The sequence below is a fragment of the Thermoprotei archaeon genome (assembly GCA_038881895.1).
Lineage (GTDB): Archaea > Thermoproteota > Thermoprotei > Gearchaeales > WAQG01 > JAVZOV01.
This window is the reverse complement of the sequence record JAVZOV010000003.1, coordinates 78,682-103,524: the sequence shown is the minus strand read 5'-3', so window position 1 is coordinate 103,524 and position 24,843 is coordinate 78,682. Positions and strand designations below refer to the sequence as shown.

At 36.1% G+C, this 24,843-nt stretch carries 22 protein-coding genes and 1 tRNA gene; 9 read left to right on the top strand and 14 right to left on the bottom strand.

The features are described from left to right. Nucleotides 1–6 precede the first annotated feature (6 nt). The 4 genes from QW128_05900 to QW128_05885 all read left to right on the top strand — a co-directional run bounded on the left by QW128_05900 (nt 7) and on the right by QW128_05885 (nt 1,624). Nucleotides 7–516: a dual specificity protein phosphatase family protein gene (locus QW128_05900; protein MEM3833109.1), complete on the top strand. Its 510-nt coding sequence runs from the start codon at nt 7–9 to the stop codon at nt 514–516. A 120-nt stretch (nt 517–636) separates the two neighbouring features. After that, nucleotides 637–1,023 (top strand): adenosylmethionine decarboxylase, encoded by a 387-nt coding sequence (gene speD / locus QW128_05895; GenBank protein ID MEM3833108.1) that lies wholly within the window; start codon nt 637–639, stop codon nt 1,021–1,023. Between the two features lie 88 nt (nt 1,024–1,111). After that, a tRNA-Phe gene (locus QW128_05890) sits at nt 1,112–1,208 on the top strand. A gap of 17 nt (nt 1,209–1,225) precedes the next feature. Continuing rightward, the gene (locus tag QW128_05885; GenBank protein MEM3833107.1) at nt 1,226–1,624 is read left to right on the top strand and encodes a hypothetical protein; all 399 of its coding nucleotides are present in this window, start codon (nt 1,226–1,228) and stop codon (nt 1,622–1,624) included. 82 nt (nt 1,625–1,706) lie between these two features. Here the strand turns inward: QW128_05885 and QW128_05880 are convergent, their stop codons facing one another. After that, on the bottom strand, nt 1,707–2,357 hold the full coding sequence (locus QW128_05880) for an HAD-IB family phosphatase (protein MEM3833106.1): 651 nt from the start codon (nt 2,355–2,357) through the stop codon (nt 1,707–1,709). Between the two features lie 286 nt (nt 2,358–2,643). Between QW128_05880 and QW128_05875 the strand changes: the two genes are divergently transcribed. Continuing rightward, entirely contained in the window at nt 2,644–4,197 is a 1,554-nt protein-coding gene (locus QW128_05875) for a DUF5752 family protein (protein MEM3833105.1), read from the top strand. A 552-nt stretch (nt 4,198–4,749) separates the two neighbouring features. Here the strand turns inward: QW128_05875 and QW128_05870 are convergent. The 13 genes from QW128_05870 to QW128_05810 all read right to left on the bottom strand — a co-directional run bounded on the left by QW128_05870 (nt 4,750) and on the right by QW128_05810 (nt 18,498). Beyond that, a complete protein-coding gene (locus QW128_05870; GenBank protein ID MEM3833104.1) occupies nt 4,750–5,250 on the bottom strand; it encodes a hypothetical protein in 501 nt (166 codons plus the stop codon). Between the two features lie 135 nt (nt 5,251–5,385). Then, nucleotides 5,386–7,215: a ribosome biogenesis/translation initiation ATPase RLI gene (locus tag QW128_05865; protein MEM3833103.1), complete on the bottom strand. Its 1,830-nt coding sequence runs from the start codon at nt 7,213–7,215 to the stop codon at nt 5,386–5,388. Nucleotides 7,216–7,252: 37 nt separating this feature from the next. Next, the gene (locus tag QW128_05860) at nt 7,253–7,507 is read right to left on the bottom strand and encodes a hypothetical protein (GenBank protein ID MEM3833102.1); all 255 of its coding nucleotides are present in this window, start codon (nt 7,505–7,507) and stop codon (nt 7,253–7,255) included. Between the two features lie 42 nt (nt 7,508–7,549). Beyond that, nucleotides 7,550–7,741 carry a hypothetical protein gene (locus QW128_05855; GenBank protein ID MEM3833101.1) on the bottom strand — a complete coding sequence of 64 codons (192 nt, stop codon included), beginning with the start codon at nt 7,739–7,741 and terminating at the stop codon, nt 7,550–7,552. Nucleotides 7,742–7,989: 248 nt separating this feature from the next. After that, nucleotides 7,990–8,535 (bottom strand): THUMP domain-containing protein, encoded by a 546-nt coding sequence (locus QW128_05850; GenBank protein ID MEM3833100.1) that lies wholly within the window; start codon nt 8,533–8,535, stop codon nt 7,990–7,992. Nucleotides 8,536–9,005: 470 nt separating this feature from the next. Then, nucleotides 9,006–9,314: a DUF1634 domain-containing protein gene (locus QW128_05845; protein ID MEM3833099.1), complete on the bottom strand. Its 309-nt coding sequence runs from the start codon at nt 9,312–9,314 to the stop codon at nt 9,006–9,008. Between the two features lie 9 nt (nt 9,315–9,323). Then, the gene (locus tag QW128_05840; protein ID MEM3833098.1) at nt 9,324–10,172 is read right to left on the bottom strand and encodes a sulfite exporter TauE/SafE family protein; all 849 of its coding nucleotides are present in this window, start codon (nt 10,170–10,172) and stop codon (nt 9,324–9,326) included. A gap of 16 nt (nt 10,173–10,188) precedes the next feature. After that, nucleotides 10,189–10,629 (bottom strand): NusA-like transcription termination signal-binding factor, encoded by a 441-nt coding sequence (locus QW128_05835; protein ID MEM3833097.1) that lies wholly within the window; start codon nt 10,627–10,629, stop codon nt 10,189–10,191. After that, nucleotides 10,607–10,951, bottom strand: a complete 345-nt coding sequence (locus QW128_05830) for a 50S ribosomal protein L30e (protein ID MEM3833096.1) — start codon at nt 10,949–10,951, stop codon at nt 10,607–10,609. Before QW128_05830 ends, QW128_05835 begins: the two co-directional genes overlap by 23 nt. A 15-nt stretch (nt 10,952–10,966) precedes the next feature. Then, nucleotides 10,967–12,241, bottom strand: coding sequence for a DNA-directed RNA polymerase subunit A'' (gene rpoA2, locus QW128_05825; protein MEM3833095.1), 1,275 nt, complete (start codon nt 12,239–12,241; stop codon nt 10,967–10,969). After that, the gene (locus QW128_05820; protein ID MEM3833094.1) at nt 12,238–14,868 is read right to left on the bottom strand and encodes a DNA-directed RNA polymerase subunit A'; all 2,631 of its coding nucleotides are present in this window, start codon (nt 14,866–14,868) and stop codon (nt 12,238–12,240) included. The genes rpoA2 and QW128_05820 overlap by 4 nt, the downstream gene beginning before the upstream one ends. Before the next feature lie 13 nt (nt 14,869–14,881). After that, a complete protein-coding gene (locus QW128_05815; GenBank protein ID MEM3833093.1) occupies nt 14,882–18,238 on the bottom strand; it encodes a DNA-directed RNA polymerase subunit B in 3,357 nt (1,118 codons plus the stop codon). A 5-nt stretch (nt 18,239–18,243) separates the two neighbouring features. Beyond that, nucleotides 18,244–18,498 carry a DNA-directed RNA polymerase subunit H gene (locus tag QW128_05810; GenBank protein ID MEM3833092.1) on the bottom strand — a complete coding sequence of 85 codons (255 nt, stop codon included), beginning with the start codon at nt 18,496–18,498 and terminating at the stop codon, nt 18,244–18,246. A 368-nt stretch (nt 18,499–18,866) separates the two neighbouring features. On the opposite strand from QW128_05810, the gene QW128_05805 reads away from it, so the two are divergent. The 4 genes from QW128_05805 (at nt 18,867) to QW128_05790 (ending at nt 24,843) form a co-directional block, all read left to right on the top strand. Continuing rightward, on the top strand, nt 18,867–19,379 hold the full coding sequence (locus QW128_05805; GenBank protein ID MEM3833091.1) for a hypothetical protein: 513 nt from the start codon (nt 18,867–18,869) through the stop codon (nt 19,377–19,379). 134 nt (nt 19,380–19,513) lie between these two features. Continuing rightward, nucleotides 19,514–22,057, top strand: coding sequence for an ABC transporter substrate-binding protein (locus QW128_05800; GenBank protein ID MEM3833090.1), 2,544 nt, complete (start codon nt 19,514–19,516; stop codon nt 22,055–22,057). 207 nt (nt 22,058–22,264) lie between these two features. Beyond that, nucleotides 22,265–23,320, top strand: coding sequence for an ABC transporter permease (locus QW128_05795; GenBank protein ID MEM3833089.1), 1,056 nt, complete (start codon nt 22,265–22,267; stop codon nt 23,318–23,320). A 5-nt stretch (nt 23,321–23,325) separates the two neighbouring features. Further along, complete coding sequence (locus QW128_05790; GenBank protein ID MEM3833088.1) at nt 23,326–24,843, top strand: ABC transporter permease; 1,518 nt, start codon at nt 23,326–23,328, stop codon at nt 24,841–24,843.

The window sequence follows — 24,843 nt, the reverse complement described above, 5'->3', positions numbered from 1 at the left end:
GGAGTAATGTTAAAGATATTTAATTTTCTTGGCGATATAAAAAGATTAGTATGGGGCATTCTTTTCAGAAAACCAACAAATTTTAGCTGGATCATTAATAATACATTAGCAGGTAGTGGAAAACCAATGAGCCGAAAAGAAATTGAATGGCTTTATAAACAAGGTATACGAGCAATAATAACACTTACTGAAGAACCTTTACCATCTAGAATACTACAAAACCTAGATTTAAGTGTTGATCATTTTCCCGTAAAAAATCATACAGCGCCATCACCAGAAAAGTTGCAACAAATCATAGACAGGATACATCATTATATATCCCAAAAAAAACCAGTATTGGTACATTGTGCTGCTGGACAGGGAAGGACTGGCATGATACTAGCTGCATATTTAATAAAGTTTAAGAACATGCAACCAAATGAAGCAATTAAACTTATACGTAAATTAAGGCGAGGTTCCATTGAAAAAATACAAGAAAAAGCTCTTTTAAACACATTTCGCACTAATTACCTTTAGGAAACACCTTTTCCGCAATGTACTCCGACAAATTATGAAAATTTCATGATAATTGATGAAATAAAAAGAGTTAAGTTTAAATTCTAGTTATGTAAAACATGTTTTCTGTAGAAAAAGAAAATGGGCCAACAGCAAGAATATATTCGGGAAGACACCGTAATTGGAAAACACGTATATGGCAATCTTTATGGGTGTGATCCAAAAATTTTAAACGATGAGGAAAGATTAACACAAATAGTACTTAATGCAGTTAAAGTCTCCAATGCAAGATTGTGGGAAGTAAAATCATGGAAATTTGGCGGTAGAAAAGGCGGCGTATCAGTCATAGCCCTTGTGTTAGAAAGCCACATTGCTATACATACATGGAACGAGTATAATTATGCAACAGTGGACGTATTCACATGCGGTAGTCACACAGATCCTGAGAAAGCCTTTGATTACATACTTAGTGAACTAAAGCCTAAAGATTATGTAAAGCATAAAGCTGACAGATCGTTAGAGCGTTAAAAAATAAATAGAGATTATTTTTCCCTTACTTAAGCTAGCGAAAAATTTATTTAACGATAATTAATATAAAATTAATGCCGAGGTGGGAGCCGAGGTCGCGATTAAAACATCGCATCGAGAGCTCAGCCTGGGAGAGCACCCGGCTGAAGACCGGGCTGCCGTGGGTTCAAATCCCACCCTCGGCACCTCATGGAGACGAAAAATGTATCCATACTATGAAAAAATGTCACAAAAAATTAGAGAGGCATTATCCAGTGAAACAGATCTAAAAAAACAGATTAAAAAAAATTTTAAGAGACGAGGTTTGAAAGCTATAAAACTCGCAGAAAGCAATGGTATAAGAAAAGTTTACACAATCGATGGAAAAGAACTCTGGATAGCTGAAGGTCGTAGCGGCCGTTACTTTATAATACCCATGTATTATTGCAGTTGTAATGGTTTCACAACATTAGTAGCCTCAGGAGAAAACGAACCATGCTATCATTTAATAGCACAAGCTTATGCGCAACTAAAAAGTATTTACTTAGAAGAACACTCAAACAAAACATACGATGAACTATTAATCGAATTACTAGAGATTCCAGTAAGAAGGAAGATTTAATAACAATAATCCTTAGCATTGTTTTTAAACTAATAATTTATTAAATTCAGAAATACTCACAATAAGAATAGAGCATTATTATTTAATGTAAATTTCTGGTCAGTTCTTCTATAGTATCTGCTATTGGAGTAAGAGATTCGCTATTTATGACTTTGTTTGCGGCTTTTACAACTTCTTGATTTTTTGGATTAAAAGCGATACTGTATCCGCTTATTGCAAACATCGGTATATCTATCTTGGAATCACCTACCACGATACATTCTCTGGTCGAAATACCATATTTTTTGCATGCATTAAGTAGAACAAGATCCTTATTATCATACTTTACATGCACTACAACTTTGCCAGTGAAAATTCCATTTTCAAAAATAAGTTCAGTAGCATACATATCATCAAATCTAACAATTCTATTTAACCTCTCTAATAATGGCATTAATCCACCACTTATAGCAATAATTTTAAGACCTAATGATTTTATTCGCGATAATGTTTCTTCAAACCCATCATTTACCGGTATAGAATCAAAGATTTCCATAAACTTATCATAAGATATACCCTTCCATAAAAATGCATCTAAGTATGCCCATTCTTCATAAGTAATCTTTTTGCTAAAATAAAGCTCCATGTTTATTCTTGCCTTATCCCATGTATTAAGTCTTTCATGTACGTATTGCCACACACTCTCGATCTTTGTTAACACTCCATCCACATCAAATACTACACACCTGTACATTGCATCTATCTATTAACAAATATAGAAATAAATTTTTCTTTCAGCATTACACAAAACTTAGACAAGAAAGCCTAAAGCTTTAGTTCTGGGATGAATTGCTGATAAGTTTAAATGTATCATCATACTATGTAGATCTGTGTATGAAGTGGGAGCCTAAAAGGGCGATGAACCACAAACCAATGAATACCTAGAAGCAAGAATCTCCCGACTTCAGTCGAGGAGAGTGTCAAAATTTAAAAATATACAGATTAAAATATGGGAGTAGATATTCATAATAGATGGAACAATGGTTAATGATTTAGTGGTCATTTTTGAGGTACATCAACCTTATAGAATTAGCAGAAAAATTAATGAAAAATTGAATTTGTTAAGAAAAATATCACTCGAAGAACTGGAACACCTTTACTTTGACAGAACATTAAACAAAGAAATTTTTGAACGAGTTTATTCAAAATGCTATAGACCTGCAACGCAAATCCTTATAAACCTTGCTAAAAAAAGCAGGGAAGAGGGCCATTCTTTTAAAATTGCGTTTAGCTTTTCTGGAATCTTTTTAGAACAGGCACAATTTTATACACCTGATTTCATAAACTTAATAAATAAATTAATAGATTTCAATGCCGCAGAACTCATTACACAAACATATTTCCATAGTCTAGCATCACTTTTTAAATCTCATGATGAGTTCATCGAACAGATAAAAATGCATATTGAAAAAATTCAAGAAATTTTTGGAATAAGACCCCAAATATTCGAGAATACTGAATTTTTATATAATAACAAAATTGCTAAGGCGATAAAGGACATGAATTTTCGTGCAATATTAACGGAAGGGACAGAAAAAATTTTAGGATGGCGCAGCCCTAATTATGTATACAAAGCTAAAAACCTAGACATAAAACTTTTACTAAGAAACTATAGACTGTCAGATGATATAGGTTTCAGATTTACATCCAGAACATGGTCTGAGCGACCACTTACTGCAGATAAGTATAGTGAATGGATTAGGAAATCTAGTGGCGACATAATCGTCTTAGCAATGGATTATGAAACTTTCGGAGAACACAACTGGCCAGAAAGCGGGATTCATGAATTTCTATATTGGTTCCCAGTTGAAGCATGGAAACGCGATATAAGATTTATATCACCAAGTCAGGCTATAGAGAAATATTCTTCAGTAGATGAGATTGATATTCCTGAGGATAATACAATATCATGGGCCGATGAAGAGAGGGATACGAGCGCATGGCTTGGGAATGTACTCCAAAAGCATTGTTTTGATTCGATAGGATCGATGGAAAAATTAGTCAAGATACTTAATAATAAACACTATTTGAGATTATGGAGACTGTTTACAACAAGCGATCACTACTATTACATGAGCATGAAAAAAGGAGGCTCTGGTGCAGTACACTCATACTTTAGCCACTTCAGTTCCCCATTGGAAGCATTCATTGTATTTACTAGAGCAATAACAGACCTTAATCTACGCATACAAGAAGAACTAAGAAAACCAGAATATCTCTATTACAGACTAACTGAAATTGAAACATCAGACACATTCAAGTTCAAATTCTACAAAGGATATGGTGAAGAATTAGGAATCGAAGCTGGAAATTTAATACAACTGATAGAGCATTTAAAAAACATCGACATTAGCTCAATAGAATTTCACATGGAAAGAGGAGATATAGCCAGATGGATAAAGGATGTACTAGGAGATTATAAACTCTCGAAAATGATAAGAAAAATACAAAATCTGCATGGTGAAGATTTAAGAAAAGAACTAATCAATATATTGCAAAATAGAATAAAACAATTATCCAATGCACATAAATAGATACACTAAATGAGCTACTCCACGACTGAAGTCGGGAGCTTCCAGTATGGAGTTTTACGCTAATTCCCTCATCTGCTGGTTTGCGGGGCTCGCAGTTCTACAATCCCATACCTAGAGGTATGGCTTATGTTTTCGCTCTAATTCAGATGTTATTCCGTCCACATCGGGAACATCCAAAATTTAGTGAACTAACATCATGTTTAAACTTTGTCTATTCCAAAGCTAAAAAGCTCTAAGCTTTCTGGGTTGGTGAGCAGTTTTTGAATAGATAGATTTTTACAGACGTTTTGAGTTGATTTTTTATGCCGATATGGGTCCTGCTTCCAATGCGAATAGGACGACAGGCAGGCGGGGGAACTTCCAATGTGCCGTCCTTCACCGTTGGCGGCGAAAGCCCTCGAAAGCGTTTGCCGATAGAGGGAAGGGACGAAAATCTATGAATCCCACAACGGTTACCCATCTTTATAAAAAAGACGCAATATAAATTTTTCTAATTAAAACAAGCTAGACATGAACAAACAATTGATTTTCAGTACTGAAGGTTCTACAATTTTAACCTAAAGAAGACGTTATATACCATGTATTGTATGATTTTAGATGTTCCTCAAGATGTCGAGAAAAGTCATACCATTTATATGTCAAGTATAAACCAAGTGACAATATTGATAATAGTATGATCTCTGTCAATCTTTCAACTTTAGGAATATTACCACCTAAAAGCTTTACATGCCCAATGCCTTTGGTAGCAATCAAATATATTGCTCTATATTCATGTATTGCATGCTTACGAAACTTGAGTTTAATATTGTAAAAAATATAAATTACTGATGGTGGAAAAATGAGAAGAAATATTAGATAACTCCTTCGAAAAGTAATAGTAGACGATTTAGCATCATCTATTTCTTGTAATAAATAATAATCATTCACTAAATTGTTAGCATTCATAAGCCTAATTATTGTATCAATCGAATTCTTAATGTGAGATGACAATTTGTTGATCATATTATAAAAATAGTAAACATAAAACAAAAACGAGATAATCATTAATGTCATGAATGTTGTGCGCATTTCTTGTATATTATAAATAATTATAAGATTTAGGGAAAGTAAGATTTGCGTACATGTATAAAAAATAAAGAGCAAAGAGATTATAAAAAGTAACGCTGTAGATCTTACTGTGTTCATTAATTATTCTCCCTCTTTATCTTTAACAGTGGTAGGCAATTCTGGTGAAAGATAATAGTATTCATTTATACTTTTTTGATACCTATCAAGCCATGAACCATCCTTATTTACTCTTGGTCTTCCAGTTTTTGGATCTCTTCGGAAAGTTATGCCTACATCATGCAAGAAAGTATTAATACCATGCTTCAGACTCATTATTTCATCAGCGTGCCCTTCGATTCCAGGTCTTCCAGTAAACAACATAATCTTTTTAGCAGCAAAATCATGAATTATCAAATCATGATCCACAACTAAAACAACCTTAGATAAGGACTCTGCTAACTTTCTGATCAGTTTTGCGACAACTAACCTCTGTTCTACATCTAAAAATGCGCTAGGCTCATCAAAAAGATATACATCAGCATCAGTTATTGCCGTGACAGCAACTGCTAGTGATTGTAACTCGCCACCACTAATTTCTGTGGTACGTCTATCCATTATAAGATGTAAATTTAAAGGACGAATGACTTCATCCATTATCCACTCTATTTCAGAAAATTTAGGATTAGCCAGTTTGAGCCACTCTCCAACAGTAAGATCTATTGGTGTTATAACTTGGGGTTTATAACTCATTCTCACTTTATTCCTTAATCTTGAATATACGGCCCCACTTACAGGTGTTAATTCACCAGCTAGCACTCTTACAAAGCTAGTTTTCCCTACACCATTAGGTCCTAACACGCCAACGACATCACCGTTAGAGAGAGAGCCAGGAGAGACCAACAATCTAAAATTATTGACCTTGACTTCTAATTCAGTCCATTCAAAAACTGGGAATTCTTCTTTGACAGTACTAGACAGTGGTTTCAGATCAAATTTCACGCTTTCCTTACGTATCCTTATGTTTTCGCTTGGAAGATAGCCATCCAAATAATTATTTATGCCTGGACCTACACTATAAGATGAAGATATAATACCATAAGCTTTCGGCTTTCCATAAATTATATGAGCATTATCAGAAACATAATCTAAAAATGCTAAATCATGTTCGACAACAACTACAATTCTACTAGGACTTATTAAACTGCGTATCAACTTAGTTACACGCATACGTTGGTAGACATCAAGAAAACTGCCAGGTTCATCAAAGAAATACGCATTGGCATCACGTAAATACACAATAGCAATAGCTAACCGCTGCAACTCGCCACCACTGAGTTCCTTAACTTTATGATCCAAGATACCCTCTAGCTCTAATTTTTCGATTACATCATCATACAAGCCACGTTCATCACTGTAACGCAATGCTTGACTAACAGTACCACTTATAAACGTAAGCTGAATTATATTTTGAGGCTTATATGATACGCGAATCTTATTATTATAAAGATCTTTTAAGTAACCTTGGAGTTCGGTTCCTTTAAAAGTTCTAATAACTTCATCAACACTTACTTCTTTATCCAGAATACCTAAATTTGGATGCAGCCTGCCAGATAAAATATTAAGTGCTGTAGTTTTGCCAGCACCATTAACACCCAAAATCCCAACAACTTTATTACGTTGAGGAATAGGCAACCCATACAAACGAAACATATTTTTACCATAAATATGAACAAGTTGTGCTTTTGGTTCATCAACTAAATTAATAATATCTATAGCATTAAAAGGACACTTATTAACACAAATACCACAACCAATACAACCATCCTCATCAATAGCAGCCTTCCCACTACCCTTATCTATGTAAACTATCTCTCTTCCTGCACGCACAATAGGACAAAACCTAATACATTCTTGATGACAATCCTTCGGCCTACACCTATCTTTATCTACTACTGCAATTCTTATAACCATCGAGCTCACTTAATGAAATAGCAAACTGCACTATAAATTATTCTTCATAATTTTCTAGTAATGTTGAATACGTCTCCTCTATCATTGCCTTTTCTTCTTCTTTAACTTTTGAAGTCTCTCCCTCTTTACTAACCGCAATATCTTTATCTCTAGCATCCTTAGCTTTAACAACAATTCGTTTTTCAGCAACTTTAACTAATATATAGCCACATTTAGTACATATAAAAGCTGGTTTACCATCTTTAGTCTTACTAGGGCGCATTAACCCCCCACATTTAGGACAAAACTCCAAAGTACAACACCTACAATAAAAAAAATCGTTAATAGTTTACTACTACTCTTCCTCCTCCCACTCACCCTCTTCTTCTTCCTCAAATTCTTCTTCCCACTCTTCTTCTCCAAACTCTTCTTCCTCAAACTCTTCTTCCTCTTCTTCTCCTTCCCACTCTTCCTCCTCTTCCTCTTCTTCCTCTTCTCCTTCTTCTTCCTCTTCAAAATATTTCTTCATTTTATAACCACCGCCCATTATGGGAGTAAGCATACATATAAACTTATCTCTTTATAGACCATTTCTACGATATTAATTTTTTAATAATTCCATCAAAAATACATATTTAAAAGAGGTCGATTTTAACCTAAGCACAAAAAACTCTAAAATAATGTTGTGAACCTCATAAATGAAGGATTTTAACTTTTGAAACTTTGTTCTATATAGTTCTTCTTGTTGAAATGTTTGTCTAATACTAACTGTTAACTAAATATTTGAGTCTGATTTTAACCTTTGCTGGTAATATTTTTCAGGTATTCGTCCTTAATTTTTTGTATAGAAACTATATGTTTTGGAATAATTACAGAAATTCCCATCATACTTCCCACAACCTCGATGTTTATAATGTAATCAGGGGTTTCTAAGTTAACCTTCCTATTTTTCACTTGTTGTGCGGCAACATCTATTATTTCGTGCATTGATAATGGAGAACTCCTTTTATTAACCGTAACACGAAAAGTCTTTTCAGGCTCAATTTTCTCTGCAAGCTTTTTAACTGCTTCCTCTAATTTTTCTAACGAGCTCTCAATTACGATTTCAAGAGGCACAATTTTTAGTACATAACGAAAATCCCATGGATGTTCGCCAGCATAACTTCTAATTTTTTCAACTAAAATAATTGGATCATTTTCTGTATAAGCGATCACCAATCCCGGTAATGGAAGTCTTTGAATATCAGGGTTAGGCTCCCCTATTTCTCTAAGCAAAACCCATAATTCTGATGCACAATCATCCTCACGACCCCTATAAGTTGAAACCAAAATTCCTTGCACACCAAACACCAAACTAAATTATAACCAACTTATTTTTATGGTTGTGCATTACAAATAGTTCGATAAGAAAGCTTAGAACTTTAGTTCTGGAATGAATTGTTGATAAACTTAAATATCTTTGAGGATTTATAGTTTTTGAGCGTATCGCTCGAATGTGGCTCGGATGTCCAAAATAAGGCTCCGAGCTGAAGTTTAGAAAGAGGTTCCAGCGAGCGGGCTATGGGCTATATGCTCATAGCAGGGGCTGGTTTGACACAGCCCAGAACTCGGTACGATGAAACCTCAGGTAGAGAAACCGAGAGTCCCCCGACCTCAGTCGCAGAGAGTGTCAATTCGCACTTAAAACCTTGTTCTTCAGATCAAGAAAGCAATAGACTTTAATTAGTATAAGTATTTATCATGTAACTATAAGCAATAATGATAGTAAATCACAAATCCTTAAATTTATTTTAATAGTATTTTTAAAAAAGTTATAATAACAAATATATTGTTATCATTATTAACAAGAGTGTGTAAAGTGTCATAATCATGAAAAATTTATTAGATAATTTAAGAAAATGCACGAAAAGTACTATTAAACCAATTATAGGCATCGACATGAGTACTATGATACCAAATGTTATGATTGTAATAGGATTTTCCAGAAAAATATTTTCTAATGGAATATTCGGTTTATTGATTTCTCTAAAGCCTGAAATAAAAAGTCCTATAAGAATTATTATTACTGACATTAAAAGTCCTATTCTGAAGATTTTCGATAATACATTTTCTACTTTCATAGCTATCACCTAGAACGGTATTGGTATTCCAAGCGATCTTAGGATTAGTTTTATTGCAGTGTATATTAAATAAAGTGAGAATAGCCTCTTTAATGTAATGTTACGTATCTTGGGCATATAATTAGCACCTACAAAAGCGCCTATTACAATGCCAACTACTATTGGCGCCACAACCAACGGCTTCACAAGCCCTCTTATAAAATATACAATAGATCCTGAAACGGCTGTTACTCCTATGATGAAATTACTTGTTGCTATTGCTACTTTTATTGGGGCATTCATTAGCATAGAGATTACAGGTACATTGATTAAACCACCACCAACACCAAGCATTCCTGCAACTATACCACCTAGTATCGAAACAAGGAATCCTTGGACGAGATTTTTCACACCATAATTAACAATGCGACCTTCACTTTTATCTAAAAACGATCCATCTAATTTTAGCTTTGATGCAATACCTTCGGATGTATTTAGTTCTCTGCTGGATGACTGAGCACTTCTTATCATCATGTATGAAGCGTAAAATAGCATAAAACTAAACGCTAGCGATATTATTTCTTCTGATGCATATACCGAGATCAATGCTCCGATGATGGATCCTGTGCTCATTGCAACTTGCAATATGACACCTAATTTTACATTAGTTATTTCATCCTTTAAGTATACTGAAGAACCCATCAATGATGTAGCAATTATAGACACTATGCTTATTCCAGCTGCAGCTCTAATTGGAACATTGAATACGAAAACAAGAAGAGGCACTAATATAATGCCTCCACCTACACCAAAAACAGAACCTATCAATCCGGCTATGACAGCAACTAGAACTAATAATATTAATTCTATTATTATCAACAGAAACACCTTAAAATTATGAAGATGTTATGTATATATTAGAAATATCAAAATATCTTTTCGCTAAGATCCTTGCTCTGTTAATATTTTTTCCCTTCGGGCCTATTGCTACTGCGAAATCTTTAGGATCAACAGTAACCTGAGCAACTTTTTCACCAGCTGGATTGCTAGTTATCCTCACATTCTTTATGCGAGCAGGCATTAGACTAGCTTTTATAATTTCTTCAGGCGTTTCTGCATAGCTAACTATTTCAATATTAACTTTCATAACACTCTTCAACTGATTTACTTTTTCTCCTCCTCTGCCTATTGCTAACCCAACATCTTCGGGGCGCACAATAAAAATAACTCTATTATACCTCTCATCAATAACACAATCCTTAACAACAGCACCAGTAAGAGATTCAAAAAGTCCTATATAACGAAGTTCTCTATTACTGAGCCTTATTTCCGGCATCCATTGTATCCTCCTCAGATGATGACTTAAAAATTTTCATTATCTCAGATTCACCAGGATTGATTATTGCTACAACAGATACGGTGAAAGGTTTTCCACAGAGCCTTCCCAAATCCCAGCTTGTTCCATCATAGATATAAACTGGAATTTTAGAAATTTTAGAATAATATTTCAGTGATTCAATTTTTTCGCGAGGTCCTTTACCAGCAACAATTATACCTGAAACATTTTTTGTTAAAATGAGATTCCTAACAGAATTATAACCTATTTCTATTTTTCCAGTTTGCATAGCAACTTTGAGTTCTCTCGCGATATCTACCATTTCGCATCATCCTCCTCACTGTTTAGAACTACTTGACTTATCAGCTTTTTCTTTAACAGTTATCTCTTTTTTCTCAGTTTGTTCTGTTTGTTTTTTAGAGATTGCCTTGATTGAGCTGGAATCAAAGAATACACCAATATTACCAGAACCATACGGTATAAGTTGTCCAACGATCACGTTCTCAGCAACGCCTTTCAACTTATCAACATCCCCCCTTGCACTAGCATCATAAATGTTCTTAGTTGTTATCTCAAAAGCTGCCTTAGCTAAAACACTGCTTTTATCTTTAGCTATGCCATGTCTTCCTATCTGTCTTATATTACCAGCCATGGTCATCATGTCAGCTACCAACATGAGATGTCTCATATCCACCTCAAGACCCTGTTCTTCTAAAACTTTACGAGCCTCTTGTATTAAAACTTGACGTGCGGCCTCTATACCCAAAACCTGATATACTTCAAAAATATCATTACTAATAACCCTTTTGGCATCCACACCAGGCACTTTCATAACAGCCTCCATATTAGATCCTTCAGTTATGATGTACCATTCCTCCTTATCATTTAATTTACCTCTTTTCACGATAGCCCTACGTATACCAGGTATTCCTTTGAGCCTTATGTCAAGAATCTTATTCTTTAACATGTTAATCTTAGCATAAGAAAATTCCTCAAATTGAGGGATAACTCTAATAATTCCGGCATTGTAATCCTCAACTTCAACTTCCACATTCCTTACAGCCTTAAGAAAGTTAATTACTGTATCTAAAGAAATGTCTCTCTGCTTGAGTTGATTCAGGTTGATATAGAGCCTAATTTCCATAGTCGTCAAATCAATCTCATGTCTATCGAGTATTTCTTCTAATAATACTTCCTCTATATTCTTGGCAACTTCTTTAGCCAAATTTAAATCTTGAGCATATTCATCCTTTAACGGTACTGTCATAGTAGGGGTTGACGGTTTTGATCTAGCATCAAAAATTTCTATGAGTCTTGGAAGCCCCAATGTAACATTAAGCTCCTTCACTCCTACATAGTGGAATGTTCTTAGAGTCATCTGTGTACCTGGTTCACCTATAGACTGCGCAGCTATGACACCGACGCTTTCACCAGGATCAACGAGTGCTTGTTGATACTTTTCAATAACCATGTTTATGAATTCATTTTTCGCCGATTCTGGCAAATCATCAATTTGCGATAATGATTCTATGGCTTGGTTAATGAGTTTCTCAGGTAAGTCTGCCTCTCGCATCATTCTAATGTATTTTGAGTATCGGCTCTTTGTGCTCATTGCTTCTCGCCACCATATTTCTCCTTAATACTAATAATTAAATCCTTAAAATCAACTGGTTGCCCAGCAATAGCTTTAGCAGGATCAACGCCATCCTCACCATAAATAAACTGTACAATATAATTATCTGAAGTTCTTACAGTACCATCATAATTAACGTATAAATCTAAAAGTGCGTTTATAAGTCTTCTCTGCATGTATCCGCTCTGTGAAGTTCTTACAGCAGTATCCACTAATCCTTCACGGCCTGTCATTGCATGGAAGAAGAATTCAGTTGGTGTTAAGCCTTTCTTGTAATTTGATGCTATAAAACCTTTGGCCTCAGCACTTATATCGCCCGGCTTAAAATGAGGTAATGTGCGATTTTGGTAACCTCTGTAAATCCTTTTCCCTCTAATTGTTTGTTGGCCAATACAGGCGGTCATATGTGTTAGGTTTAGCATCTTTCCTCTAGCTCCTGTTTTTGCGGTTATTAGTACGCTATTATTAGGCTTGAAATACTTTTCTGCAATACTTCCAGCATTGTCCCTGGCCAAGTTTAGCTCATTTATTATCTTTTGTTCTAACGTCTCTTCGAGTGTTGCACCAGGCTCTCTTTCAAGCTTCCTGTTCTTATAATCTTCGATAAGTTGGTTTATATGATCAATATGTACTCTAATTATCTCCTCAATCTTCTTATGCGCCTCCTCAGGAATATCCTCGTCATCAAGACCTATTGTGAAACCATAAGTATCGAGGTATCTTAATAGTGCCCAGCTAACCTTATCAATAAAATCGCTTGCAACATCAGTACCAAATTTCAAAATAATGCTATGTATTAACGTGCCAGCTTTCTGATCACCGATTGTGCTATGATCAACAACACCAGACAATAATTTACCTTTCCTAATCACAACCTTAACATCCTGTGGATCTAAATCGCATCTTGCTTTACCCTCGTAATTGATATTTGGTATTAGCATGCTGAAGAGTTCCTTACCACTTATTTTATCGTGGGGAATAGGATCCTTATATTCAGCAACACCGAGTATAAGAGATGCCTTGAATCTATCAACAACAGTAGATCTTCGTGTTAATAGGTAAGCAGATGATATATAGTCATGAATCATGCCTATTATTACACCACCATATCTTGGTGTTACCAGATGTTCTTTGACCTTCATTAGTATATCCATTTCAGCGCGAGCCTCTATATTCTGAGGAACATGAAGGTTCATCTCATCACCATCAAAGTCAGCATTGTACGGTGTGCATGTAATAGGATTAATCCTGAAAGTACGTCCAGGTAGAACTCTTACAACATGCGCCATCATTGACATTCTGTGTAACGATGGTTGCCTATTAAATATCACTAAATCACCATTCTGCAAATGCCTCTCCACTATATACCCAGGCTCTAGCTTTTCAGCTAACACATTTCTATCCTTAACAAATCTCAGATCAGTAAGTTTTCCATCAGGACTTAATACATAATTAGCCCCTGGATATTCAAATGGTCCTCGCTTCACTAGCTCTCTCAACCATGAAATATTCCATGATGTAACAACCTCTGGAACAGTAACTGTCATAGCAACATCATATGGCACACCAACCTCATTAACTCCAATACTCGGATCAGGAGATATAACAGTCCTTGCTGAAAAATCTACACGCTTACCAGATAAATTACTCCTGAACCTTCCCTCCTTTCCTTTAAGACGCTGGGCTAAGGTTTTTAATGGTCTTCCTGAACGATGAACTGAAGGTGAAACACCGGGCACTTCATTATCAAAATATGTTAGTACATGGAATTGCAATAAATTCCAATGTTCGTCAATAATCATCTGTGGAGCACCAGACTCTATATTTGCCTTCAACTTCTCATTAGTTCTAATTATATCGCCAAGCTTATGGGTTAAATCATCTTCAGATCTTTCACCAGACTCCAGAGTTATTGATGGACGCACGCTTATAGGAGGTACAGGAAGTACAGTAATAACAGTCCACTCAGGTCTTGTAACATCTGGATCAAAACCTATAAGCCTTGAATCATCACTTGGTATCTTTTCTAATCTGGCTCTAATCTCTTTTGGTGATAATGGTTTTAGTGTTTTCTGACCATTTTCATCAATCTCTTCATAAAATGACACGGGGCGTTCTAAGCGTATCTTATGTTTCTTTGTGCCACAATACGGACATTCATCAGTTTTTATAGCAATCTTAGATACTTTATTGATTAATGCCTGTTCAAAAATAGTGTTACCACTTCTCTTATATTTATCAAGTATGTTCAAGTATTTCTTGAATAATTGCGGATCAAGTGTAAGACGTCCACATTCCCTGCATGTTGATTGAAGGGCAGTATAGATATGCTTTACGAAACCAATATGGATAACAGGTTGTGCAAGTTCAATATCACCAAAATGTCCTGGGCATTGTCCTGGCAAACCTCCGCATGTTTCGCATCTCTGACCTGGTTCTAACGTACCTAATCTTTTATCCATTAGACCAAAAGGTATTGGTGTTCCATCCTCATCATACGTATCAGGTATTGTAAGGCTCACAACAGAAATTTTTCTTACAAAATCAGGGGACATGAAACCAAATTTTATATTTCTTATAACATATTTCTTAGATTCCTTCAACATCGTATTTCACCTCCTACACTCCCTTCTGATACCTCTCAACAACCTCTAAACGAGGATTGATCATCATACTCATCAATTCTTGTAATAAAAGCTTGAACGCATAAGAAACCTCAACCGGAACGATGTCAGCCTTCGGACCACAAACAGGACACACGTGTTCTCCTTTCTTCCAATCATAATAACCCATTGAACCACAGTTCTTACAAACGAATATTGTAGTTTTATCGGACATATCCATGAGTCTATCCTTTAATGTTGCAGCCGCACCATGAGCTATAAGACAATCCCTCTCCATCTCACCTAATCTCAAGCCACCCTCTTTCGCTCTACCCTCAGTTGGCTGATGAGTGAGCATTTGAACGGGCCCACGTGCACGAGCATGCATCTTATCACTAACCATGTGATGAAGTTTCTGGTAATACACGATACCTATAAAAATTTCAGCCTCGAACTTCTCACCAGTTAAACCATTGTACATAACCTCTTTACCTCTGGGTTCGAATCCTAAAGCCAACAATTCTCTCCTAAGTCTCTCCTCAACATTTTCCTGGAACGGTGTGCCATCTTCAATAACACCTTTAAGAGCTGCAACTTTACCAGCCAATGATTCGAGTAACTGGCCGATAGTCATTCTTGATGGTATTGCATGTGGGTTTATTATTAAATCCGGCACTATACCACTTTCAGTAAATGGCATGTCCTCCTGAGGTAATAACATACCAATAACACCTTTCTGACCATGTCTAGAAGCAAACTTATCACCAAGCTCAGGTATTCTCAAATCTCTAATCTTTACACGCACAAGCGGATTACCATCAATTGTATTAGTAAATATAACAGCATCCACAACACCTTTTTCACCATGCCTTAATGCTATTGAAGTATCTCTTCTTATTGGACCACCAAACGCTCCCCTTTGTTCATACTCCTCCATAAATCTTGGTGGGCTAGTTCTTCCAATAAGCACCTCTCCTCCTTGTGCTTCAACCTCAGGCGTAATCACACCATCAGGCTCAAGTTTTGAATAACTCTCAGGAACATGGTAATCTTTCACATTAGGTTGTGGTATTTCTATTTTGTCAGTTATACCACCTGGATACCGCATTTCCTCAGCTTCGTATAACCTAAAGAATGTTGATCTACCTAATCCTCTATCAACAGCTGATTTATTTATAATGACTGCATCTTGTATGTTATAACCAGTGTAAGAAAAAATAGCAACAACCATATTCTGTCCAAAAGGTCTCTTATTTAAGCCAATACTCTCGATAGCCTTAGTAGTAACAAGAGGCCTTTGAGGATAATGCAATAAGTGACCCCTTGTATCAACCCTCTTTGAGTAATTAGCTACTGAAAATCCGAGCGCTTGCTTACCCATAGCAGCCTCAAATGTATTTCTTGGTGAATGATTGTGATTAGAAAATGGTATTATTGAACCTACAACACCAAATAACGCAGCCGGTGAAATCTCTAAATGCGTATGTTCTTTTGTGACCTCCCCAGGCCATACTGCAATGTAAGCATTCTCTTCCTCTTCAGCATCTAAATATTCTATTACACCCATGGAAATTAGATCAGACCATGTAAGTTCTCCATTCTTTAATTTCTCAATTATCTCACCCGTTAATTTAGGTTCTCCATTCTCTACTATTATAAGAGGTCTAATGATCCTATTTGCGTCAGCGTTAATATGCACTTCACGACCTAAAGGCCCATTTACTAATGCGACATTTACTTCATAACTTATTTCACCTTTACGCCTAAGCTTTCTGATTTGCGAAACTAACTCCTCAGGATTCGGATGCCTACCAACTAACACATCATCAAGATAAACTTCAGCCCACTCTTTAGGAGATTTACGTAAAGGCTTAACATTAAGCAACTCACTAATTATCTGTTTCATGACAATAGTTGCTTCGCCTTTAGTGACTAAAGCAAGCAATGATAAGTTCTTCACCAATCCACAGTTAGGTCCCTCAGGTGTTTCTATTGGGCAGATTCTACCCCATTGTGTCGGATGCAAATCCCTTGCCTCATAATGAGGCTGACTCCTACTTAACGGAGAAACTATACGTCTCAAATGGCTAAGTGTCGATAAATAGTTAGTTCTATCTAAAAGCTGACTGACACCAGTCTTACCGCCAACCCAATTACCAGTGGCAAGGTAGTGCTCAAGCTTCTCAGTAATAAGATTAGGTCTCACAAGATTCGAAACATCAATATCCATATCCCTTCGACGACTAAGCATTTTCTCAAGCTGATATTTGATATCCCTTTGGAAATTCCTAAAAATACTCCTAAAAAGTATGCCTAACAAATCTCCTGCAAGCTTTAAACGCTTGTTCTTATAATGATCCTTATCATCAATCTCCCTTAGACCAAGACTAACCTCCAAAAGCCTACGAGCCATTTGACCCAAATACAATGCTTTAGTCCTACGATCTTCAGGCTTCATACCCAGATGCACAAGAAAGTTCTTATCAATAACTGTTAAGGCAAATTCCTTCCTTCTTTCAGCAGGTTTACCATGAGCCAAACGACTCCCAATATAATCAATCGCCTCGTCAACAGTCCTAATATCAGCTGTCTCTTCAAAAGAAACGCCCAATTCGTTCTGGATTCTTAAATCAGAAGATACAGCCTCAGCTATCTCAGCATCAGTCTTCATACCGAGAGCACGCATCATTATCACAAAAGGTATCTTTACAGGAACTGTGGGAAACCCAACATATAGGGCACCGTTCTTTCTTCTCTCGAGCGTCACAGGAACCTTCTGACCAGGAGTTGAAGAAAACACTTTCGCAATATGAACAGCACCAGACCCTGAAGGAGCAACATCAACAATAATCCTATTGACAGCTAAATCCTCCTGAGCAACTATAACACGCTCAGCACCATTAATTATGAAATAACCACCAGGATCATCAGGATCCATACCATACCGAACCTGCTCATCTCTGCTCATCTTGCTCAAAACACACCTATTAGACTTCACCATTATAGGCATCATACCAATAACAACATCCTTCTTCGTAGACCTTAAAACATCATCAATATAAAGCGACATTTCAAGCTTAATAGGCGCAGCATAAGTAAATCTTCGAAGTTTCGCATCTATCGGAGTAGCCCTGATAGTATAGCCCTTAGCCTCCTTTATAGAAGGCTCCTCAACCCTAACAGCACCTAGTTCAATATAACAACCAGGTATGCTAGACTCTATCCTACCCATCTCATCAATAATTTGCTGCAAACCATACTCAATAAACCTATTATAAGAATCCAAATGAAGACGCACTAATCCTTGTTCCTTAATGAAACTCTCTACAAGAACCCATGTATCATCACGTGATAATTGCTTTGCATCCGACACTTGTCTCACCCTGGTACTACATATCTATACATGACAGTTACACCAGATACCTCACTCTTCCTAATTATTTTAACTAAATCACCAGGTCTAGCACCAAGAGCCCTAGCAACAGGATCCGAAGCCCTAATCCAAGGCAACTGAATACCTTTCACACCCCACTCCTTCAATAATTTCTTAGCCTCCTCCCTAGGAATAAGAACATGATGAGGCACATACTCATGACTTAGCACATCAAACCTCTCTTTTTCACCTTTCGTCAATAAAACACCCCCAAACCAGCTTACAATAATATAAAAATCCCTTTTATAAACTTTATTATCAAACAAAAAATAGAACCCAAAAAATAGAATACTCCTAATCATCGTGAACTTCATGAATTTTCATCACCTCCCTCTCAGCTCTCGAGTGTTTTCACTGCTCAACAGTAAAGGATAGCACAGCGGTAGTTTCAAACTGTCGCTCAGCAGAACACACATTGAACGTCCAGCAGCATCAAAGCTAAAATCAATAAAAATCCATTTACTCAGAAACTATAGAACAGCCCATGAGAAAATCTCTCATCTTTCATCAAAAATAGATACAAAAATTGAACAAAAGAATTAATATAACAGCAGATATGAATATCAAGGTGAAACGAATCCACTATAAGATACCTAGAACAAAATTCATTAAAAATAAACCATTCATCCTAGGACTTATAGTAGCAATAATAGGATTGCTCTTAACAATAATATCAACGATACCAGTAACAAAAACATTCCAGACAATAGGAACAACAAACACAACGATAAGTCAACAAATACCACCAAATTACACATCATTAAACTCAACAATAACACTCACAACAAATAACACTAAACCACTAAGCGTTACACTAATAATCCAATACGAAAAACAAGAAAACATAACACAAATAATATTAAACAACACAGAAACATTAATACTCAAAGGATCACCCAAAATATTAATAATAAATAGCACACACACAATAAAATACAACTATCTAACGCTAGCATACCAAAAACCATGGCTAATACTTAGCTTACCAGGCTCAATACTACTCCTAGCAGGAATCATAGTCACAATAAAAAGCTATATAAACATAATAATAGAATCAGCAGCAGAATCTAACGTTAAATAATTAGATGAGATTTAGGTGATGTTTATTTTAGTTTTTACGAAAAATATTTAAGCTACAAATACTACTAATAAGCTGAGGTTTATACAATGAACATAACCAGATTTTTAATTAAAAAAACATTAATAACAGCACTAATGACCATCTTGATAGCCGCAATAATTATATCAGCAACGCCAAAAACATTAGCACAAGCACAAACAGGACCAGTATCACGCGAATATATACTTACAGGAATACGTGATGATTCACTAGCATTAACAAAAGTAGCAAGCGGAGATATATACTTCCACAGTTTCAGGTTACTACCAAGCCTCGTTTTACAATACCAAAACAATCCAAACGTACAACTTCTACCTAATCCAAATGGTGGATTTTACAGCTTCCTTTATAACCCAGTACCAATGAACGTTACAGGAGTATTCAATCCATTTGAATACAGAGAATTTAGATACGCGACAAACTTCTTAATAGATAGAAACTACTTTGTTCAAGGTATATTATCGGGTGGAGGACTACCAATGGTTACATCAATAGAGGCGTCGAGTCCAGATTATATTTATATAGCACCTTATGTAGATTCACTAAACATTCGTTTTGATGAAGCATACGCTTTCAAAATAATGAGTGATGTCTTAACTGCACATGGAGCAGTTCAACAAGGAGGTAAATGGTACTATGGTGGACAACCAATAACAGTAAAATTCTTCATTAGAACTGATGACCCAGTTAGATATAATTTTGGTATCTGGTTCCAAAATGAGCTAACAAAATTCGGTTTAACGGTAGAACCAATCTACGGTGATCTGTTTAAAGCATTTGCAGTAGTTTATGGTAGTGATCCTAAAGGGCTAGGATGGCAAATATACACAGAAGGTTGGGGTGCATCAGCATTCACCAAATATAGTGATGTAGAACCAGTACAAATGTACGCACCCTTCTATGGATACATGCCAGGATATCAAGTGACAGGTTGGTGGAATTATGCGAACACCACTCTTGACGAAATAGGTAATAAACTTCTTTCAGGTAATTTCACGTCATTACAACAGAGAAATAAATTATTTATTGAGGAGAATTTACTTGGTTTATCAGAGTCTGTTAGAGTTTTCATAGGATCTGGAATAGAATACTATGCGATACATAAAGGTTTGGAAGGCGCAGTGATGGATTTCGGTGCTGGTTTACCTAACAGATGGACATTCATGAATGCACGTTATGGTAACTCTACAGTATTAAGAGCTGGAACAAAGTATCTTTTCCAGGGAGCAATGAACCCGATAGGCGGATACCAGGATGTATACTCAGTGATAGTTAGATGGACACTTTATGATCCAGGAGATTGGCCAGACCCCCACACAGGTGTATTTGAACCTTGGAGAGTAAAATCATACACAATTCAATCTAATCCCGTAGAACCTACTGTTCCCGTTCCTTCAGATGCAATGATATGGAACACAACTACTAAATCATGGCAACCAGTCGGCAGTAATGTAAAAGCAAAAGTTCAGATCGTCTATAATTTTGATTTTAGAGGTGGATGGCATGATGGATCACCGATAACGATGAATGATGTAATATATCAGCTCTACATGTTCTTCCAATGGGCTAGTGGAACAACACCATCCGATTCATACTATACATCAGTGGTAGGTTATATGATCCCGCTAATTAAGGGTATAAAAATCATAAACAGTACTTCCATAGCAGTTTATGGTAATTACTGGTATCCAGATCCATCAATGATTCTTGATTTCTATGATTTCTTCCCAGCTGTGCCATGGTATTTATATGCCGCAATGGAGAAAGTTGTAGTTGATTATAATAAGGCTAGGTTCTCACAAACTGATGCTAGTGCTGCAGGAGTGGAATGGTTAAATCTTATAACTTCAGGAGATGCCGCATTAATAAAGCAAGCATTAACAGATATGATGAATAGTAATTTCGTACCAAAAGCTTTATCTGGATATATATCCTCATCAGATGTTGGTGCTTATTATCAGAGAGCGATTAATTTCATAAATACATATAATCATGCCATCATAGGTGACGGGCCATTTAAGCTTGTGGAATATAATAGTGCTTCAAACTATATACATGCTGTTGCATTTGAGAATTATCCATACGGTCCAGATAGATGGAGCCAGTGGGCTAAGGTACTTAAGCCAGAGGTAAGCATTAGAGTTCCACCTGTAGCATTTAGCGGTATTCCACTCACAATAAACATACCAGTTACTGTTGAAGGAAAGATTTATACTGATGCTACTGTGTATTACTATGTATATTCTAGTGCAAATGTTCCAGTATTAAATGGAACTGCAACACCATCTGCAACTGGGTTTACAGTAACTTTAAGTCCATCTGATCTTGCAAAACTATCACCTGGCACATATGTAGTGAAAGTTTATGTGCTTGGTGCACAATACGGTGTTCCTGTAACGGCATCTGCTTCATTCTCGTTAGTTCCTGGCACACCAACACCCACTCCCACTCCCACAACCACAACGCCTACGCCCACTCCCACAACCACAACGCCTACGCCCACTCCCACAACCACAACGACAACTACACCCACGCCTACGCCAACACCGGCACCCGGACCAAATCTGGCAATAATAGGTGGAATTATTGTTGTATTAATTGTAGCTATAGCGGCTATAATTGTGTTAAGAAGACGTTAAAAAATAAAATAATAATCTTTTTTTTATAATTCATAATTAATCTAAGAATTGAACCTAAACATTAGTCTTCTATTTCTCTCATCATCTGAAAAATGAAGTATTCAGTTGTAAGCTTAATTTTAAAAGTCATATCATAGAGTTGATGTCATGTTACTTTAATTGTGGAAATATTTTTATATGAGCTAAATGTAAAATAGTAAGAGGAATATGGGTTATAAAAGATATATTATTTTACGATCGATAAATTCAGTAGTTGTTATTCTTGCTGTAGTCGCTATAACATTTTTGCTTTTTGATATTGTTTTTGCAGACCAGGTGATAACTCAGATTAGACAGCAAACTGCGGCTGCAGTAACTTCGGGATGTAAGTATGGTGGGTGTAATCCTAATCTAATATCTAAATGGATAGAAGGCAATGCTACTCTTAGAATTCAGGCATTGGGTCTGAATAAACCAATTTGGGAGAGATTAATAGATTTTAGTTGGCGTGTTCTTACGTTTAATTTTGGTACGTCGTGGTATCAAGAAGGTGATACGAATGATATAACTGCACTAATATTGCAACGATTGCCTAATACGCTCATACTTTTTGGTACTGCAACTATAGTGACTATTATCATAGGTGTGTTGTTGGGCACTAAAGTGGCGACGAAGCCAGGTAGTCTTTCAGATAAAAGTGTTATTGTGTCTGGTCTTATAGGTTGGAGCTTTGCAGCTTGGTGGGTTGGTATGTTGCTAATATATGTTTTTGGTTATCTTCTTAAATATTACACTGGATTTGGGTTTCCAACTGGTGGCACAACCTCTGAACCAGCTCCAACTAATCCATTTTTATATACGTTAGATTTATTATGGCATTTAATACTTCCAGTATCTGCTCTTGTTTTAGTTAGCTATGGTGGTTGGGCATTGCAAACTCGTAATCTTCTCATTAATATTTTCACAGAGGATTACATAGTTACTGCAAGAGCTAAGGGATTACCAGATCGAAGAGTTTTATATGGACATGCACTTAAGAATGCTGCACCCCCCATTATAACTTTAATTGCTTTGGCATTAGCCGGTACTTTTGGTGGTGCAATAATTACAGAGGCAGTGTTTAATTGGAATGGTATGGGAACTTTGTATTGGAATGCTATATTGAATGGTGATATACCAGTTGTGATGGCCTTATTCTACATTAGTACCATACTTTTAGTATTGGCTAATTTTATAGCAGATTTACTCTATGGAATCTTTGATCCTAGAGTTAAGGTAGGTTAGATAAGATGAGCAGCTCATCAAAAACGGTATTAGTGCCAAAGAAACGTACATTGTTAATGGAGAGATTGAGAGACTTTTGGTATGAATATAAGAGACATAAAATAGGCATATTAGGATTATTGTTGCTTTCTATTTTCATTTTAATAGCTATTTTTTCACCTGTGATTGCACCAGTGAATCCGTATTACTGGAGACTCACTGAATATTGGCAGAATAATCCTCAAAGTGTCCCTCCAACTTGGGCAAGTTTATTGACTGGTAAGAATTTACCTTCTCCTGAAAATATAACAAGTTTTAGTCTTGTAAATACTACGTGGCATTATGCCTCCAGCGGAGAAGTGATTAGCCTTCCTGCAGTTAACGCATCGTTAGGGTTTGATTATACATTTGATGATTATCCAGATCCAGCATCAACAGTTCTTAGTGTTACTTTTGATTATTCTACGAATATGGGCGTGCAACTGTATTCAATTTATATTGTGCGACCGGACGGTCTTATCGTACCTATCGTTGAACAAAAAAGTTTTCCACAAATAAACGCCACTAAAACCATACAAACAGCTACTATTAAGTTATACATACTTAATGATTTAAATATAAATCAAATTTTATCAATATGGTTACAAAAAAATTTCAATAAAACAATAAGAAGTGAAAACCTTGCAGCGTCAACAGTTATTATGGGAGAACGGAAGTATATAGGTGAAAGTAAGGCACCAATACTTAAGGGTAAATATAACATAATAGTTACTTTCATAGATCTATCACCAGGATCACCAGTTCTAGCTATTGATCCTAATTTTAAAGTTAGGAGTATGAATTTATTAATAGGTGGTAAATCCTATGGACTTCTTGGCACGGATACGTTACACAGAGATTTATTCATGGGGATAATATGGGGTGTACCTATAGCTTTAATGATTGGAATATTAACTTCACTTATAAGCGTAGGTATAGGTATTATTTATGGTGTTGTGAGCGGATATTTTGGCGGAAAGATTGATGAAATCATGATGAGAATTGTAGATATACTCATAGCAATTCCGAAATTACCAATTTTAATTGCAATAGCTATAGTTTTTAGACCTAGTATATGGAATATTGTATTCCTTATTGCCGCATTTGGATGGATGGGAATAGCAAGAGTTGGTAGAAGCGTTGCATTACAACTTAAAGAAGTACAGTTTGTTGAAGCAGCAAAAGCTGTGGGAGCCAGTAACACAAGGATCATAATGAAGCATATAACACCTCATCTAACACCTTATGCATTTGCAAACCTTGCATTAGGAGTGCCTGATGCAATACTTACCGAGGCGAGCCTTAGCTTCTTAGGCTTAGGTGATCCAACGCTTCCAACATGGGGTTCAATATTACATGATGCTCAAGTATATGATGCATTAGGTAGTAATATGTGGTGGTGGTGGATTCCGCCAGGACTTTTAATAGCGTTAATTTCATTAAGTTTTGTGTTTATTGGTCATGCTATAGATGAAATATTGAACCCAAGATTAAGGAGGTTATAA